Source organism: Legionella sp. 227 (assembly GCF_043161935.1).
GTDB lineage: Bacteria > Pseudomonadota > Gammaproteobacteria > Legionellales > Legionellaceae > Legionella > Legionella sheltonii.
In genome coordinates this window covers 884253-900444 of the sequence record NZ_CP171154.1, presented here as the reverse complement: position 1 = coordinate 900444, position 16192 = coordinate 884253, and the positions used below count along the sequence as shown (strand labels likewise).

Below are 16192 nucleotides of genomic sequence, written 5' to 3'. Positions count from 1 at the left end.
ACTTATAGTGAAGTGATCGAGCTGCCTTTAGTGATTACTGCTCTAGAGCGTCTACTCATTCATTTGTTCTCAGTGAGGTTGTTATGGGTCTAGCATTAACACAAGCGTTTACTTTTGGAGACAATGGACAACATACAGTTGAGGTAACCCTCAAGGATGGAGACAGAACGCCGAGTACTTTGGAAGAGTATCTCTATGTATTAGATCATATTACTCAAATTTGCGAAGATGAAGGGGAAGCGTTCTTAGCTAATGCTTATGTAAAGAAGTTAACAAAAATTCTATTAGAAAAATATCAAGAACATCTTAGGGCAACTCAAAGCGATTGGTATGATAAAGATAATCCCAAGTTATATACGGTAGCAAAACAGCTGGAAGCGTTTGCTTTTCTAACCGGGGAGCAAGAGGGAATTGAGGCAATCAATAAAGAATTTCCTCTATTAGAAGGTATAAAAAGTGAGTACAAGTCCTATCATGGGGATAATAATTTTTTGGATAAGGATGTTCCTCTTAAATTTAAAAATTTTAATCGTCCTCTATTAGCCTTACAAATGATGATGCGTGTCCTAGATCCTCGTTACATCAATCAACGGGATGAGCAGGTCTGTGGGGTCAATGCTTTTGTGCACAATATCACCCTGTTTAATCCTATGAAATACGTCCATATAGTATCTGAATTGGCCTCTACAGGGGTTTGCGATCTTAAAGAATTTGCTGGTAAAGAAGGCGTGTTACGCGTCGAAGTCACTGAGGGCGTGGCCAAAAAAGAAAGCTCGGATGGAAGTGACATTCGTGATGCGGATCATATTATTTTGAATGGTATCCGTTCATCAGAAAATACTATGATCCGTTATAGCAGCGAAGGACCAGAGCTTGCCAAACAACTTTTTGGGGTGACGACTCATAATGAAATAAAACGTTGGATGAAACAAGCAGGGTATCATCATGTACAGAATATACCTGTCCATGAGAAAGAAGCCGTAAAGCAATTAAATTTACTAATTAAAGATGGCTATATGGTGGGACTTGCTGGCACTGGAAGTCTCGCTAATTATATTTTGAATCCGGAAGAAGGAGCACCGGATAGTCAAAATGTCGTGCAACGTTTTATGGATGGTCACTTTTTTATTATTCGAGACATTGACTTTGATGAAGAAACGGATAAGGTTCATGTGCGCATTATGACTTGGGGAGAGGAGAAGTCGGCGTCTATTCCTTTTGCCGATTGGAAAAAGAACATAGGTCTTGTAGGAACTGCCGTTGTTGGACAAGACCCCTATATGAATTCGGTACTTCGTAAAAAGGTCCAAGAAATCGATCTTAATCCTTCTAATCCTAGTACATATTGTTCTCCTGAGGCTTATTGTTTATTTGTAAAACAGCAATATGGCTCTCAAGATAAAAATATTGATGCACTCTTAGACGAGGCTTTTCATCATAAAAATGGAAAAACATGGTGGGCAGCCGCAAAAGAAATCCAGGATCTTCTCCAGAAATTACCAAAAGGTGCAGTAGAGAGTACTCTGTTAGAAATTTCAATTATTCCGGTAGTTAATTCAGCAATTAAAGCAGAATTCGCAAGAATTAATCAGATAGTGGATCCTACAGAAAAAATAAACGCTTTAGAAAAAATAGGAATCCAAAATAATATTGAAGTACAACGACAATTAATTCCATTATATGTGCAGAAAGAACGTTGGGATGATGTTCGTGAGATACTGCGGCATTCCAAAGGTAGCGAAACGGATAAGCATATTATAAAAGAATGTTTGGGGGTGGCATGTTCTAAAGTGAGCTCTGAAAGCAGGAAATTGACTGTTCCTTCCGATATTAGGGAGTTGCTGGATGCGGATGCATTACTTGCTATTGCACAACTCCATTTGATAGCTGATGCAACAGAAAAAATAAACGCTTTAGAAAAAAAATTAGGCATGCAAAACAATATGGAAGTACAACGAGAATTAATTCCATTATATGTGCAGCAAGAACGGTGGGATGATGTTCGTAAGATAGTAGAGAATATAAAAGATTACAGCCGAGCTGATCAGAAAATGATACAAGACTGTTTGGAGCAGGCTTGTGCTAAACAAAGCACTGAGAGTAGAAAAGTAACTGTTCCTCACGATATTAAAGAATTGCTGGATCAGAATACAAAAATTGACGTGACACCTAAGAAATTAATTGATGCAGTCAGTGAGATGACGGGGCTGGCTAAAGGTGGGGGCTTTACTTATGGACTTCGAGGCAGGTTATTAGAGTCGCTTAGATCTCGATATCAGCAAGAAGGAAGAGAAGTGCATCATTTGAATCAAGCGAGCTTATTGAAGAAAGATGTTTATCATTTTGTATCACTTCTTGATAGAGAGCTTCACCGAGCAGAGCCCGCCCATAAAATAATGAACAAACAAAAACTAACCCAATTTTGTACGACTCTAATTGATACTATCCATAAACCGGAAGTTTTGAAGGATTTCTGCTTCCGAAAAAACCGAGTCTTCATGAAAATATGTGAATTTTTCTTAAAAGTGGCTTCCTATTTTGATAAGAATATAATTACTAAAGGTGTCGAAAAAACCAGCAACTTTAAGAAAGACTTCAGTGAAATTAAAGAGAATGATGATTTAAAACCAGAACCAGAACACGCTAATGGAATTAAAGAGAGTGATGAGCTCAATCCAGAACCAGAAAGCAATAGTGCAATTGAAGAGAATGATGAATTAAAGCCAGAAGCAGAAAGTCCTAATTTTGCGTGTAATTAAAGGTCGCAAAGGCGAATAGTTTCATAATCCATCCGCCTTTGATTGAGGGTAGCCATAAGGATTAGTTACAACTTAGTTCTTTACCCATTGATTTTTCACTAAACTCCTTAGTCAAAAGTTCGATTTTTTGTCCCAATTGATTTTTCCCCATTATTTTTTCCGAAGCTTTATAAAATGATTGGGAAAAATAAGTGTACATATACCCTGAATTCGTTTCTTCTGTTTTACGTCGTTGAATGTCTTTTTCCTCAGAACACAGACTATTTAAAAGTACTTTCATGAGCTCTTGGTATTCCGCCTCATTCTCATTTTCATAGCGAGAAAAAAGATTTCCGGCATTTTGAATGTATTTAAGGATTAAAGTTTTCTTGGCATCAAAAATATCTCTATCGATTTTAGTGGTCGCGAATTCAAATTCTTTATCAAGAATATATTCATATAAAACAAAGGAAAAATGATAAAACCACGGGGCTTCTTTTTTACTCGTGAATAATGATTCATCCTTGATATTCAGGATGATCTGAGGACTACTTTGAACCAGGTTGCTTAATGCGTTAATAAAACTGATCAAGCTTGCAGTGAAAAAAGTTTCATAAAGATCAGTGGTGAACGAAGTTTTATATTTTTTGTTATATTCTGAAACAGCATTGCTCACTTCTTTCAATTTCGCGTTAATGGTGTTTAAAACCTGATCGAAATATTTAATATAATCATTTTCAAATTCTATTTCTTTAATGGTTGTGACTAAATCTCGAGCAATTTCATTTCTTTGAATTAATAATTCAGCCTCTTTACCTTTATATGTCTTTTCATCTACCTGCGCCTGGTAGGCATCCAATATTTTTTGACAATAACGGTGTGTAATATCTTTAAAAATGCACATTGTCCCTCTCTTTTTTGTTCGCTTGAAAGTGCCTAAAAATCATTTACATATTTTCAGGAAAATATCCGTCTTTACTCTTCACAGCTTCGTTTTCAAAAATACTAACAGGGTCTTTTTCTATTGCTCTATCATATCCTCATAATGAATTTCCCAACCTGCAGTCCATTGGGGGATTCAAAAAATAAATGGTTTTAATAATAGGTAAGATAATCACAGTGCTTAATATTAACTCATTGTAAGTGGCACGAAAAGTCACTGAGCTAGTTTATTTTCATCAGGTTTTAAGTTGCGGATGATCGGGATCCCGTGGGCAAGCCTCGGGACTAGATAGTAGTGTTTGTCGTATCACGAAGAGCAAAGTTCAAAGAAATTGAGCTTTACACGCCAAAATATCTTCAAAAGTTGCCTAAAGCGTTAGAAACTACGATTGAATAAAGAAACGTTAGGGCAATATTTTGCTCCGCATAATGAAGAAAATGTACTAAAAGCCGGTAGTTGTGTGCTTTTTTGAGATGGATTTGATTTTGAAAAAATTAAGACCTTCAGGTTGTCAACAATAAAATGAATGACGCTAGAAGACGAGCCTATAGGGGCGATCGGCTTTTGACTCTATGTCTTTGGTAAATTGTTCAAAATGCTCACGAAGCGGGCCGGGTAAGTCGGAAGCTTTTAACAGTTCATTGATATTTTGAATTTTTGTGAGGGCTTTCGTGAGCAGATCTGGGTCTATTTCTTTGTCCTTATCAACTAGGTTATCTTTTAAAACAGCAATAAAAAGTTGAGCTATTTTAGGCTGTATTTCCATTAAAAAGTCTTGCAAAATTACTTCCTGATCCGGGGCATCATCTGCTGGATTTTTAATTTGCGCAATAATTTTTTCCATTTTCTTAAGTTGGTAAGTAGAAATGCTTTCACATAAATGAATTAAGTCCATTAAAGAGTAAGACCAAGTGTTAAATTTTTCAAATTTAAGTAGTTTGTCAACGACTACGTCATCAACGTCACTCTCTTCTAAATCAAGCATACTGATATACTCTTGGCAGCGTTTTAGATCAGAAATATTATAACTACGTGCTAATCCAAGATAATAGAGATCTCGAATCCCTCGACCACCTGGTTCGGCGCTGATATGCCCGGTCCTAAAAAAATAACCGTGTTCTTTGCGGATTACATTTTCACATAAATTACCCTCTTCAATAGTCCAGTATTCTTCAGCCGCAGGACCCAAGCTAAATAAGGAACTCATCGGGTATAATAAACTCATCAAAGGATCATCACTGTATTGGGGGCCGTGAAAAAAAGGCGCAAAATTATAGCGTGCTTTGCCGGTAAGATTATGTAAGCCGTGAATCAGTTCATGGGCTAATAAAATAAAAGGTGGGCCCGCATCAGTTAATCCATTTCCAGTTGATGCATAAGTATCTAAATTCAAAGAGGAAATTTTATCGTTATAGCGAAAATCGATACCGATATGTATCTTTTTTGCCCCCACTCCAGGCATGGTTTCTCTCTTTAAAATCGTTCTAAGCTCTTGCTCAGGAGTAAGGGATTTGCTGCTGTAGTTTGGATTAATCTTTGCAAATCCAGCTGCTGCCATCGAGCATTCGAAATCATTACTGGGTGTTAAAACTAACTTAGCCTCTTTGGTTGTTAACATGTAATTAAGTTTGACAATTAAGTTTATCCCTCCGGGTCTGGAAACAATTTGCATTAAGAGCGAGTAAACATAATCTGCCTCTTCTGTACTAAGCGAATTATTATTTTTTATATTCTCTAAGAGTTGATAAAAGCTTGCACGTGCGATTTCTTTAGGTTTTTTTCCTTTTAACTCAGGAAGGATGTATTTTTCATTTAATGAAATATCTTCTTCATTATGTATATATATCTCTGAATTTTCGCACAAATTTTTTGTTAGCTCATTATGAATAACTTGTAGTTCTCTTAAGATATTTTTTATCGCTATAATTCTTTTAAAAAATTGAAGCTGCTCATCTATATTGAAATTGGGGTCAAATTTGGAGTATTGTTCTTCAATTGCTTCATATGCCGCATGATTTAAATGATCAACATAGGCCATATGCTGCATCGTCTCATCATTGTTTTCCAGTGGGGGGACTTCTTGAGGATTAATGCCTAACCCCGATAAACGCTTGTAAATCTTTTCAAATTGTTTTTTCATGATTAAAAGAAGATCAGTTGCTTCTTTTTATAGTATAGGTGATTATTTTTTGCGCTGGATTGTGCTCGTTGAAGTGTGTTTCGCGAAAGAGCCAATATAAAGAAGACATTCTATACTTATGAAATCGGAGTAATTTTTGAGAAAATGCAATGCATGAACATTTTATCTCGATGTGGTTTAGCCCTTTAACGCTATTATTTTTCATAAATGCGTTTTTTTTATTCTTTGTTACTTCATTTGTTTGGACTATTTTTTTTCATCTTAATTACACCAGTTCTTTATTTAAGATGTATAAAGCACACCCTTTATTATTGAAGGCAGCATTATTTTTTCCTCTGATACTCATCGCGTTCATCGCAGAGTATAAATGGTCCTTGTTGGGCCATTTCGATTTCTTTCCTTTAATCAGCTCCTCTTTCGTCCGCTTTAATTTTATCGGCATTATTGTTTCACTCATTGCGCTCATTTTTGTTAAAAAATTAGATAAAGAAGAAGACGGTGAAGAATTTAAGCTGCCGATATTTTTAATCACTTATCCCATTGTTTTGTATTTATTTTATTTAATCATTCTTATTGCAACGGTTGTCACTCGCTTAAATGCATTTCCTGATGGATTCCCTAGAAATTATTTTTATCTTTCTGCAGAAAGTATCAACCAATATGTAATGAGTTATGCTCGAATCTGGTGTATGGGAAAAATAAATTAGGTGGCGTATTCTGTTGATTGTTCCGCAAGAACATAATCAACAAAAGGAACTACGCCATGAAGAATTGTAAACTGAAAGAAGTCTCAACACCAGTTGAAAAAATTGCTGATCCCTTAACTGAATTATTGAGAAATGGAGCCCGTGATTTGATTAGGCAAGCAGTAGAAGCGGAGCTCAGTGCTATGTTGTCTGAATATGAGGATTATAAATTACTCGACGGTAGACAGGCTATCGTTCGCAACGGTTATTTGCCAGAAAGAACCATTCAGACAGGCGTTGGTGATGTCAGCATCAAAGTACCCAAAGTGCGGGACCGGGGAGGCTCTGGTATTCATTTTCAAAGCCATTTGTTACCTCCCTATTTAAGACGTACAAAGAGTATTGAGGAATTGATTCCCTGGCTTTATTTAAAAGGATTATCAACGGGTGATTACTCCGAGGCTTTAGGTTCTCTGTTGGGTGAGCATGCAAAAGGCTTATCTGCAAATACGGTGTGTCGATTAAAAAGCCAATGGCTTGATGAGCATCAAAGCTGGCAGCGTCAGGATTTAAGTCACAAGCGTTATGTTTATTGGTGGGCAGATGGTATTTACAGTCAAGTGCGAATGGATGACCGCTTGTGTTTGCTGGTTATTATTGGCGTTACTGAGCACGGTCATAAAGAGCTAGTCGCTGTGAGTGATGGGTTCCGTGAGTCCTCAGCAAGCTGGGAGGAGCTGTTGACAAGCTTACGACAAAGGGGGCTTGCTCACACTCCAAAACTGGCTGCAGGGGATGGTGCATTGGGCTTTTGGAATGCTATTAGCAAAGTGTATCCCGATACCCGTCATCAACGATGTTGGGTGCATAAAACAGCCAATGTCCTGAATAAATTACCGAAATCGGTGCAGCCCAAGGTGAAAGCAGCATTGCATGAAATCTGGATGGCATCAACACGCAAAGAGGCTTATAAAGCGTTTGACAACACAGTGGAGTTATTCGCGCCTAAGTATCCAAAAGCAATGGAGTGCTTAAGTAAAGACCGTGAGGAATTACTCGCATTTTATGATTTTCCTGCGGAGCATTGGATTCATATCCGAACAACAAATCCAATTGAATCCGCTTTCGCTACAGTGCGCCTACGTACAAAAAAATCACGTAACTGTGGCTCAAGAGACAGCACGTTGGCAATGGTATTTAAATTGATGGAGTCAGCTCAGAAACGATGGATTAAAATTAGAGGGTTTAACCTATTAACTCTTGTTGTTAATAACGTGAAGTTTGAAGACGGAGTACAGGTTGGTGAACAATCAGACAGAAACGCCGCCTAATGCTGTACACCACTTTTGACAATAACTCATATGTAATTGGCATACTATTTTTGATTCACTTAATTTTTGTTTTTTTTGCGGTGTCTATGAAAGTTGCACCGCGATTTTTATGTTTATTAGCGTATACAATTGCCCTTACTTTCATTTATGGACTCGTTTTTAGATAGTCTCTAAACCATAATTTAAATAGTTAAAAAATGATGCAAATCACGCATTTTATTTTACGAACGGATACCCAAAGGGAGATCGACCGTTTTCTCTTCATCATCCTGTTCTTTTACAGAAAGACTTTTTTTCCAGGAAGTCAATAAAAGAGCGTAAAGATCGGGTGATGGATCTTTTGAAAACACGCCTATTTGGGGTGCTTTAACCAATTCGATTCCCTGCTCAGCAAGTTTTGCCAAGATATCAATTTTTATTTCAGTAATAAGCTTTGCTGCTTTTCTTAATAATTCAACTTTAAGCACAGGAGTTTTGGCTGATGTGACGGCGCCAAAATGGTCTATTTCTGCTTTGATAAGCTCAATAAATTCTTTTTTAATGGTCAGTGAGCCATATAAAGTAGAGTAAGTGTAATGATCGGCATACAATAATCCAGAAAGGGTCTTGAGTAAGGTATGCCAACTCCGATCATGGAGCATCCATAAGATGGGATTGTTAGGAAACTCCAGATAACAATTTTGTAAATGAACTATTCCCGATTCTAATAATTCGACCAATTTGCTTGTAAGCGAATCGATATCCATTTTAAACTGATTTATTCCTTCACGTACTTTTTCAGACCGCAACGCGCTGATAATTTCTTTTTCTATTGCTCTTACTTGTTGATGTAAGGAAATTAAATTGACACTTTCTTCGATTTGCTGTTGTAACAAAGTCGCTGATTGAATGTAATTGGACAAATACTCTGTTTGTATCCCTTCATGACGATAAAGCGCATAATAGGTTTCACAAATTCCTAAACACACCCGATATGCGCTCAAGGAATAAGCAAACTGGCACATAAAAGCTTGCGCCGAAGGCGTATAGGGTTTAGCCGATTTAAAGAGATATACTCCATCTGTTTCACGCAATTCAATGGGCAAGCCACATTTAAGAACATGAGCATCAAGAGCGGCGACAAGACTTGGGTTTTTTGTATTATCACTAATTATTTGCGCGGTTTTTACTAAAGTCTCTTCTTCGACGAGACATCGTTCCATAGCCTCTTGAACCAAGTTGAAGCTAAAAACTACTTCCTCGTTCTTGGCAACTTCTGTGAGTTTTTGTGTTCGCCATGTATTAAAAAAATATTCCTTTAACAATTTCCTTATTTCAAACATGGCATTACGGTAGTGCTCAAGGCGTGCGAAAACAGGCTGAATCGCTGTATTCATTTCTTTCTGACAGAGCTCTAATTCTCCTCCCATAATCTTCTCCTTCTAAATCCTTTAGTGCTTTAATTTCTACAGTGCGCAGGCATCGGTGTCAAGGTGTTTAATTTTTTTGATTCAATGAGTATGAGTTTTTCATTTATTGCCTGCATTTCATGATGATTTGACTTAAAATTATCTGCTATCGATTATTGAGGATACAAAGCTCAATAAAAAGAGTAACGCTGGCGTAACGAACCATGGGATTTTTCGAAGTACCATTCACCCCCTTTTCGCTCCGCTGCCTCTGGGTTACCTACAAATAAGGAATTACATGGATTTTAAAGAGAAAAAAGTCATTGTTACCGGTGCGAATCGCAGTATAGGCCAAAGAATAGCGATAGCTTTTGCAGAGCAAGGAGCCGATGTGGTCATCAGTTATCGCAGTGATGCACAGGGGGCAGCGGAAACGGTTCAAGCCATTGAGGCACTAGGGCGAAATGCAAACGCATTTTATGCTGATTTTGCCAAAATGGAGGATGTTGCAGCTTTTGCTACGCAGGCAATTGAGCATTTAGAGGGTGTCGATATTTTAGTGAATAATGCCGGGATGTTGTGTCGCGAAACCTTATTTGAATTATCTCCGGAAAAAATGCAGCAAGTTTTTCAGGTGAATACGATTTCCCCGCTTTATTTAACACAATTATGTGCTAAGAACATGGTGGAAAATGTTAATAAGGGATGTATTTTAAATATTTCTTCAATCAGCGGCATTATGACGATGAACAAAGGGATTGGTTATGGATCTTCGAAGGCGGCGCTGAATAAATGGACGAAACATGCGGCCTTGGATTTGGCGAAACACGGCATACGAGTGAATACTATTGCACCAGGCGTGATTGAAGCAGGAATGAATGAAGATACAGCGACCAGCAACCCAGAATTATGGCAATATTATGTGAGCAATATTCCTTTACAGAGGCCGGGAACGCCAAATGATATTGCAAACATGGTCTTATTTCTTGCTTCAGAAAAAGCTAATTGGATTACAGGTAAAGTTTTTGCAGTGGATGGAGGACATGTTATCTAGCTCGATAGAATCGAATTAATGGTTAGGGTGAAGTTCAATTACTGTCTTTATTGCCCATAAAAAGATCATTATGTTATAATGAGTGAATACCCGTTTCGAGCCAAAAGTAATGAAAATAACCCAATTTTATGAAAATCTAAATGATATCCTCGCTATCCTTGAGGACGGATATATGGGGGGGCTTGGAGCTTTTGAGGTAAATAACGTTGGAGATGTCTTAACACATCATGCTGAAATCACCCCCGCTTTGATTAAAGAAATGCTGAAATCACCCATTTCAGAAGATTTTTTTGACCCACCTTTTTATTTCCCAGTTAATGAAAAAATGCTTGAACAGCTGAAAAGATATCAGCTCGACAAAGAAAAATTTCAAAATAGCTGGGGAAATGTAATTGATAAAAAATTAGCTCAAAAACATCAAATGGAAGAACAGTTAATTGAGCTGGTAACCCGCATCATTCAAAAACAACAAGAACTTGCAGAAGATCCCCGATATTTTAAACGAATTTTAGTGAATCGTATGAAGGCTCTGGAGGAAGCTCTTGAGTTAATCGATGATAAAATAGAGTCACTCCAAAACAGACAAAAAAGTCCAGGTTTTTTTGATACCGAAGAAAATCTTCGGGCGAAGATAAGTCGGTTGCGATTAATAAAAGATCAATTAGAAACTGCATATATCCGATATTATCTCGTGTGTAAGCCATCCCAAATCAGTAAAAAAATGGCAGGCAAGATAAATAATTTATTGGTTCAAGACAGAGGAAAGGACTTAGAAATAGAGCAATTGGAAAAATTACAAGCTAAAGTTCAGGGCATGGTTACCGACTATCCTCAACTCAGTATGAAGCATAAAGCTCATTGTGAGCAAGAAAAAAAAGAAAGGTCTAAACTGCAGATGGTCTCTTTATTTCCTTCGGAAGAGTCAGAACAAGAAGAACTATTTGATCAACAATCCTATATGCTAGAGGAGCAATTTAGTTCCAGTAGAACGAAGTTGGTTAAAGCAGCGCACCACTTTCTGCAAGAATCAAAAAACCAATTAAGTAAGGCTTTTTCTAAAGCGAGAGAGTACACTCTGGAGGAAGCCAGTGGGCAAAGGCACTGTAATCCCTTCATGAAATTTTTAGATACGCTGTATCATTGTATCACGCGCGGTTTTTGTCATATTTTAACTGATACTGAGTCGGTTATAGAAGAAGCGGGCGAAACCCTGAGCTATTCTTAGTGGGATTGGCTCGATGAATTGTGTTGTACTCTTAATGGTATTCACTACAAATTTCCGCTCATTCGCTTTGATGCCCTACATGAAGCTCAAGAAAGGAGTCTACACCTAAAATCACCCAACTCTGAAAAAGAAAAAGAGAATGAGAGGGAGGGCCAAGAAAAGCAGCAGCGCAAATCCACGAAACTTGCTGCACCAAAAGCGTCAGGATTATTTTCAGCAACTCAGCAGAATATCGCTCATAAAATTACAGCACCTCTTGAGTGTTCTGGAATTAACAGGAGCACTTCCAACTTAGGACTAAGAATGTTTCTTGAAACACAGTATGTTCAAAGTGAGACTCAAAGAGAAAGGAACTGGTGTATGTTTGCCTATTCAGTTATTATTTATTTTCAAGGCTCTTCAAAATATGATCGGAGTTTATTCCCATGAAACGTCTGATTTTCTCATTACTACTGACTTTGGTTGGAATTGAGGCAACCTATGCGGGGCAAAAATCTGTTGTTTGTCATCTGCAAGGAATAAAAGATTCTATCTCCTTTAATCTACCTGACAAAATAGGTGATATGCCTAAAATTGATTTTGATTATCCAGTGGAGGTGACCCGATTCAGTATGCGTACAGGTAATTTTCTGCTCGTTGCCATGGATCAGGATGAGAAAGATCGACCAAGAGTTTTTATTTCAGCGCAATTAAACAAACAAAGTCAAAAATACATCGGGCAATTTATGACGGATTTTGGTGGAAATGAATTGCAACTTGATAACGGTCCGGTTTCTTGTGTGGTGAATTAAACCATTCTTTTTTAATTATGATTCGATCGTACTGTTCAGTGCTTCGATTTGATCAAGAATCTTTAAAAATTGTTTTCCAAATGGAGTAACAAAATACTCTACTCTGGGAGGAATTTCGTGAAAAATGTTCTTCCCAAGAATACCGAATTCCAGGTTTTTTCTAAGGCATTGATTTAAAACTTTGGTTGTGAGGCCTTCGACACGGCGTACCATTTCGCCGGGGCGATTCACTCCCTTTTGCAACAGAGAATAGACGGTAAGTGACCATTTGCAACCATAAATCGTCTCAACCATCGTCATTGTTTTTAGAGGTTTTTTTTGTTCCAACTTTTTTTCTTCAAATAATTCAATAAGGTATACCAAAAAGTACCTACCGTACCGCTAAGTACCTGCTTTTTTTAAGATTATATAGTACCCATACTCCATGGAACAAATATTTATAAAAAACGGGGATAACATGTCAAATCAAAATTTAGCGATAATTATAGGTGGTTCCAGTGGTATGGGATTAGAAACAGCAAAAAGACTGGCAGCAAATGGTTTTGATTTATTGATCACGGGAACGAATGAGCGAAAACTCAAGCATGCTGTTGATGAAATCAAGAGTATAGGGGGAAATGTAGCGAGTTTAGTGGTTAGTCTTTATGATAAAACCCAGGTGTCACAATTGATTGTGAACATAAAAAATGAAACACGCGTAATAAAGTATCTTGTGAACGCGGCTGGCTATTTCAAACCGGTACCCTTTTTAGAGCATACAGAAGAAGATTACGATCTGCAGGTCGATCTCAATAAGGCATTCTTCTTTATTACCCAGGCCGTTGCTGAAAAAATGAAACAGAATGGGGGCGGGGCAATAGTTAACATTGGTTCCATGTGGGCCAAACAAGCAGTCAAGGCTACGCCTTCATCAGCTTACTCAATGCAAAAAGCAGGGCTGCACTCGCTAACTCAACATTTAGCAATCGAACTTGCAGAATTTAATATCAGAGTAAATGCGGTAGCACCTGCAGTGGTTGTAACCCCTATCTACAAATCGTTTATTGACGAAGATAAGATTGAAATATCGCTACAAAACTTTAATGGATTTCATCCTTTGGGCAGAGTGGGACAAACCCCAGATGTTGCTCATGCGATTGAATTTCTTCTTTCCGATAAAGCAAGCTGGATAACAGGAGAGATTATGAATGTTGATGGAGGCGTTATGGCTGGAAGGAATTAACAGCGATTTGAGAGAGGCTCTGGGTTAGTTCCCTCATCCGCTTTATGGGCACCTTCTCCCCAAGGGGAGAAGGGAGTTTATTTAGGATGGAATCGTTTAAAAAATTGAAGCATTTCATAAAAAACGTAGGGTGCTGCATCCCGATGGTCGAGTGTATCACTGACCGATTGAATATAAACAGCGCTGCTGTATTTTGTAAATTGGTCATAGGCAAGTTCTGCGCCATGATAAGGAACGTCTTTATCTCCTTTCGTGCCAACGAGCAGCAAAGGTGCAGTGGGGGAAAAATCATAATGATTGAAATAATTCCTGAGGTTTTCGGAATTGCCATCCGTATGCTCTAAGATGGCATTGAAAAATTCCTGTTGAAAAATTAATGCCGGATTTTTAGGTAGTGCATTAAGGATTTCTTTAGAGGAATGGAGCCCATCAAATAATTCTGGAACTATAGCATTATACGGACTAACAAATATCTGATTTAAATCAGTCCAATAATTTTTATAGGTTTGCAGGGAAAAGAAAAAATACGCTAAATATGCAGTTGCTCTTGGACCAGGATCCAGCATAATGAATTTCATAGTTTCATCCCAATCATAAGGAGCAGAACCTAACGCAACTGCAGTAACGGGTATGTTTGGATACTGTTTGGTCAGTAATTCAAATAGGACTAAAGAGGAGAACCCACCTTCGGAGTAACCACCAACATAAAGCTGCTCATTCACTTTAATATTTATTATTTTGGCAAGTTCTTTGGCCGCTAAAAGCATGTTGACGCTGCTGCTGGCAAGCGTTTCATATTGAACGTAAGGATGCAGCATTAACTCATTATCGCCGAAACCCAGGTAATCCGGCAGGACAGTCAGATAACCCCCATGACTGGCAAACAAGGCAGGATAAATCGAATCGCTTTCCTTCATTCTGGAGGGAGCATCTTCATGATTGAATCGAGTTCCATGTTGATAGCTCACAATGCCCACGTCAGCTGTTACTGATGGTACAGCCATTAGGCCTGATGCAACCGTCATATGTCCATCAGGGGCGGAAGTTTTATAGTTGATTTTATAAAGTGTCACATCGTAACTGGCTTCAAGTACATCAAGTGGAGGCATTTTTTTTAATATTGTCTGTGCTGCTTCTTTGGACAATGTGCCAAGATCCGTATAGCTCACTAAGATTGTTTGATGGTTTGTGAGTGATTGGCTGTACGTGTTGATACTTAAAAAGAAAGAGAAAAAAAAGAGTGTTATTTTTTTAAAATGGATCATTGCGATCTTGTTTTTCTTTAAAGGAATCGATACATCAGCTTATTTAATTTTGATTTAAATATCAAGGAAGTAACGAGACAAAAAATCCTCCAATGAGCCTCCTTTTTGTTGTTCTCTTCCTAATCTAATTGAGGCTAGAGGTTTATTCATACAAGTTAATGTAAACCTGTAGACATACAATAAGTTTCTGTTAACCTATAGCAATCAGAAAATTTCTGATTCAATTCTTTTGTAATCTGTTAAATGGAGTGAACGTGATCATATTAAAACAAAAAAGGAAATTTCTTTTCAGCTTATTTCTTGCAAACAGCACCTTGGCTTTTTCTGGTACTATGGGTGGTGCTCAAGATCTTACTAATGGCTTTTTCGTTACTGGAGCTCCAATCTATGGCTCTTTAAGTGATGAAGGAATTAATAAAACCTTATTTGCCGATACTTTTTCTGCGAATGGTGACATTGAAGGACACCAAATAAGCCTTGATTCACGTTGGGGTTTCTTACTGGGTGTAGGTTATAAATTTAACCCAGACAATGATATCACCTTGACGTATACCAATTTAAAAAGTAAGGGTTTTAGTGACATCGATAATACTGGCCCCAATGGCGTATTGTCTAATCGATTAAGTCAAATCGTGCAAAATGAAACAAATTTTATTGTCAATAATCCTGTAACTGATATAGCGTTTAATGGGCAGCAAATGATCGATGCGAGCGCGTCCGTTAGTTCGCATTATGATTTTCAAACGGTTGAGTTGCTCACCCATCATTATTTCCAAAATTCATTTTTAAATCATGTTCGATTCTCACGTTTTTATGGAATAAAGGCTACTGAGTTTAAAAAAGGATTTTCTGCTGAGTATGCTGGATCATGGGCATTATTTGATGTGGATGTATTTCCACCTACTACAGTTCTAGTGCCATTAGAGGACGAAATTGATTACGCTGCAAAATATTTCGGAATTGGTCCCCAAATTGGTATGGGTGCAACTTGGAGTCTAAATCGTTATATTAGTATCGTTGGTGATGTATCTGCGGCTGTTTTAGGTGGTTCATATAGCTCTAGCTGGGATGAGGATTTAAATACGTCAAGAGCTATTCCTAATATTCCAGTTACCCAAAACAATGGTCATTATGGTTACGATCAATCTACACCAACAACGCTTTGGACTTCTATTGTAGTAGGTTCGAATTTAGCAGTTGCGGCACAGATTCCTTTCAGTAATGGCAGCAGTTTTGGTGTTCAAGGAGGGATTAATACCGAGCAATATTGGTCGCAGGTTAATGCCGATTCAATACGTAGCAGCATTTCTAAAAATAATGTCTATTTTGCTCAACGATTTGCTGTTCGTGATGTGTTCATTAAATTAAGCTATACGTGTTAATCTAAAAACGTGATATCCAAAAGCTTG

General features: G+C 37.7%; 13 protein-coding genes. 8 read left to right on the top strand and 5 right to left on the bottom strand.

All coding sequences use genetic code 11. The annotated features are described in order from the left end of the window. Positions 1 to 83: 83 nt before the first annotated feature. Entirely contained in the window at positions 84 to 2759 is a 2676-nt protein-coding gene (locus ACF8MK_RS03880; protein WP_392538252.1) for a hypothetical protein, read from the top strand. A gap of 61 nt (positions 2760 to 2820) precedes the next feature. On the opposite strand, the gene ACF8MK_RS03875 is transcribed toward ACF8MK_RS03880, so the two are convergent. Then, positions 2821 to 3642: a hypothetical protein gene (locus ACF8MK_RS03875; RefSeq protein WP_392538251.1), complete on the bottom strand. Its 822-nt coding sequence runs from the start codon at positions 3640 to 3642 to the stop codon at positions 2821 to 2823. Between the two features lie 571 nt (positions 3643 to 4213). Further along, positions 4214 to 5821 carry a hypothetical protein gene (locus ACF8MK_RS03870; RefSeq protein WP_392538250.1) on the bottom strand — a complete coding sequence of 536 codons (1608 nt, stop codon included), beginning with the start codon at positions 5819 to 5821 and terminating at the stop codon, positions 4214 to 4216. A gap of 149 nt (positions 5822 to 5970) precedes the next feature. On the opposite strand from ACF8MK_RS03870, the gene ACF8MK_RS03865 reads away from it, so the two are divergent. Both ACF8MK_RS03865 and ACF8MK_RS03860 read left to right on the top strand, forming a co-directional pair. Continuing rightward, positions 5971 to 6528: a hypothetical protein gene (locus ACF8MK_RS03865; protein WP_392538249.1), complete on the top strand. Its 558-nt coding sequence runs from the start codon at positions 5971 to 5973 to the stop codon at positions 6526 to 6528. Positions 6529 to 6584: 56 nt separating this feature from the next. Next, positions 6585 to 7838, top strand: a complete 1254-nt coding sequence (locus ACF8MK_RS03860) for an IS256 family transposase (RefSeq protein ID WP_392536665.1) — start codon at positions 6585 to 6587, stop codon at positions 7836 to 7838. A 221-nt stretch (positions 7839 to 8059) separates the two neighbouring features. Here the strand turns inward: ACF8MK_RS03860 and ACF8MK_RS03855 are convergent, their stop codons facing one another. Next, complete coding sequence (locus ACF8MK_RS03855) at positions 8060 to 9247, bottom strand: hypothetical protein (protein ID WP_392538248.1); 1188 nt, start codon at positions 9245 to 9247, stop codon at positions 8060 to 8062. A gap of 277 nt (positions 9248 to 9524) precedes the next feature. Here ACF8MK_RS03855 and ACF8MK_RS03850 point away from each other — a divergent pair, with 277 nt between their 5' ends. From ACF8MK_RS03850 to ACF8MK_RS03840, 3 genes are all read left to right on the top strand, one after another. Next, complete coding sequence (locus ACF8MK_RS03850) at positions 9525 to 10280, top strand: SDR family NAD(P)-dependent oxidoreductase (RefSeq protein ID WP_392538247.1); 756 nt, start codon at positions 9525 to 9527, stop codon at positions 10278 to 10280. Positions 10281 to 10389: 109 nt separating this feature from the next. Beyond that, positions 10390 to 11505, top strand: a complete 1116-nt coding sequence (locus ACF8MK_RS03845; protein WP_392538246.1) for a hypothetical protein — start codon at positions 10390 to 10392, stop codon at positions 11503 to 11505. A gap of 425 nt (positions 11506 to 11930) precedes the next feature. Next, positions 11931 to 12296 (top strand): hypothetical protein, encoded by a 366-nt coding sequence (locus tag ACF8MK_RS03840; RefSeq protein WP_392538245.1) that lies wholly within the window; start codon positions 11931 to 11933, stop codon positions 12294 to 12296. A 15-nt stretch (positions 12297 to 12311) separates the two neighbouring features. Here ACF8MK_RS03840 and ACF8MK_RS03835 read toward each other — a convergent pair whose 3' ends face one another. After that, positions 12312 to 12659, bottom strand: coding sequence for a winged helix-turn-helix transcriptional regulator (locus ACF8MK_RS03835; RefSeq protein ID WP_392538244.1), 348 nt, complete (start codon positions 12657 to 12659; stop codon positions 12312 to 12314). A gap of 94 nt (positions 12660 to 12753) precedes the next feature. Between ACF8MK_RS03835 and ACF8MK_RS03830 the strand changes: the two genes are divergently transcribed. Then, positions 12754 to 13518 (top strand): SDR family NAD(P)-dependent oxidoreductase, encoded by a 765-nt coding sequence (locus ACF8MK_RS03830; RefSeq protein WP_392538243.1) that lies wholly within the window; start codon positions 12754 to 12756, stop codon positions 13516 to 13518. 77 nt (positions 13519 to 13595) lie between these two features. On the opposite strand, the gene ACF8MK_RS03825 is transcribed toward ACF8MK_RS03830, so the two are convergent. Beyond that, positions 13596 to 14783 carry an alpha/beta hydrolase family protein gene (locus ACF8MK_RS03825; protein WP_392538242.1) on the bottom strand — a complete coding sequence of 396 codons (1188 nt, stop codon included), beginning with the start codon at positions 14781 to 14783 and terminating at the stop codon, positions 13596 to 13598. A gap of 254 nt (positions 14784 to 15037) precedes the next feature. Between ACF8MK_RS03825 and ACF8MK_RS03820 the strand changes: the two genes are divergently transcribed. Then, entirely contained in the window at positions 15038 to 16165 is a 1128-nt protein-coding gene (locus ACF8MK_RS03820) for an Lpg1974 family pore-forming outer membrane protein (protein ID WP_392538241.1), read from the top strand. Positions 16166 to 16192: the final 27 nt, after the last annotated feature.

Bases quoted from the DNA above. Each gene is read 5' to 3' on its own strand.
- ACF8MK_RS03880 (WP_392538252.1), top strand. From the start codon at position 84: ATGGGTCTAGCATTAACACAAGCGTTTACTTTTGGAGACAATGGACAA.
- ACF8MK_RS03875 (WP_392538251.1), bottom strand. From the start codon at position 3,642: ATGTGCATTTTTAAAGATATTACACACCGTTATTGTCAAAAAATATTG.
- ACF8MK_RS03870 (WP_392538250.1), bottom strand. From the start codon at position 5,821: ATGAAAAAACAATTTGAAAAGATTTACAAGCGTTTATCGGGGTTAGGC.
- ACF8MK_RS03865 (WP_392538249.1), top strand. From the start codon at position 5,971: ATGCATGAACATTTTATCTCGATGTGGTTTAGCCCTTTAACGCTATTA.
- ACF8MK_RS03860 (WP_392536665.1), top strand. From the start codon at position 6,585: ATGAAGAATTGTAAACTGAAAGAAGTCTCAACACCAGTTGAAAAAATT.
- ACF8MK_RS03855 (WP_392538248.1), bottom strand. From the start codon at position 9,247: ATGGGAGGAGAATTAGAGCTCTGTCAGAAAGAAATGAATACAGCGATT.
- ACF8MK_RS03850 (WP_392538247.1), top strand. From the start codon at position 9,525: ATGGATTTTAAAGAGAAAAAAGTCATTGTTACCGGTGCGAATCGCAGT.
- ACF8MK_RS03845 (WP_392538246.1), top strand. From the start codon at position 10,390: ATGAAAATAACCCAATTTTATGAAAATCTAAATGATATCCTCGCTATC.
- ACF8MK_RS03840 (WP_392538245.1), top strand. From the start codon at position 11,931: ATGAAACGTCTGATTTTCTCATTACTACTGACTTTGGTTGGAATTGAG.
- ACF8MK_RS03830 (WP_392538243.1), top strand. From the start codon at position 12,754: ATGTCAAATCAAAATTTAGCGATAATTATAGGTGGTTCCAGTGGTATG.
- ACF8MK_RS03825 (WP_392538242.1), bottom strand. From the start codon at position 14,783: ATGATCCATTTTAAAAAAATAACACTCTTTTTTTTCTCTTTCTTTTTA.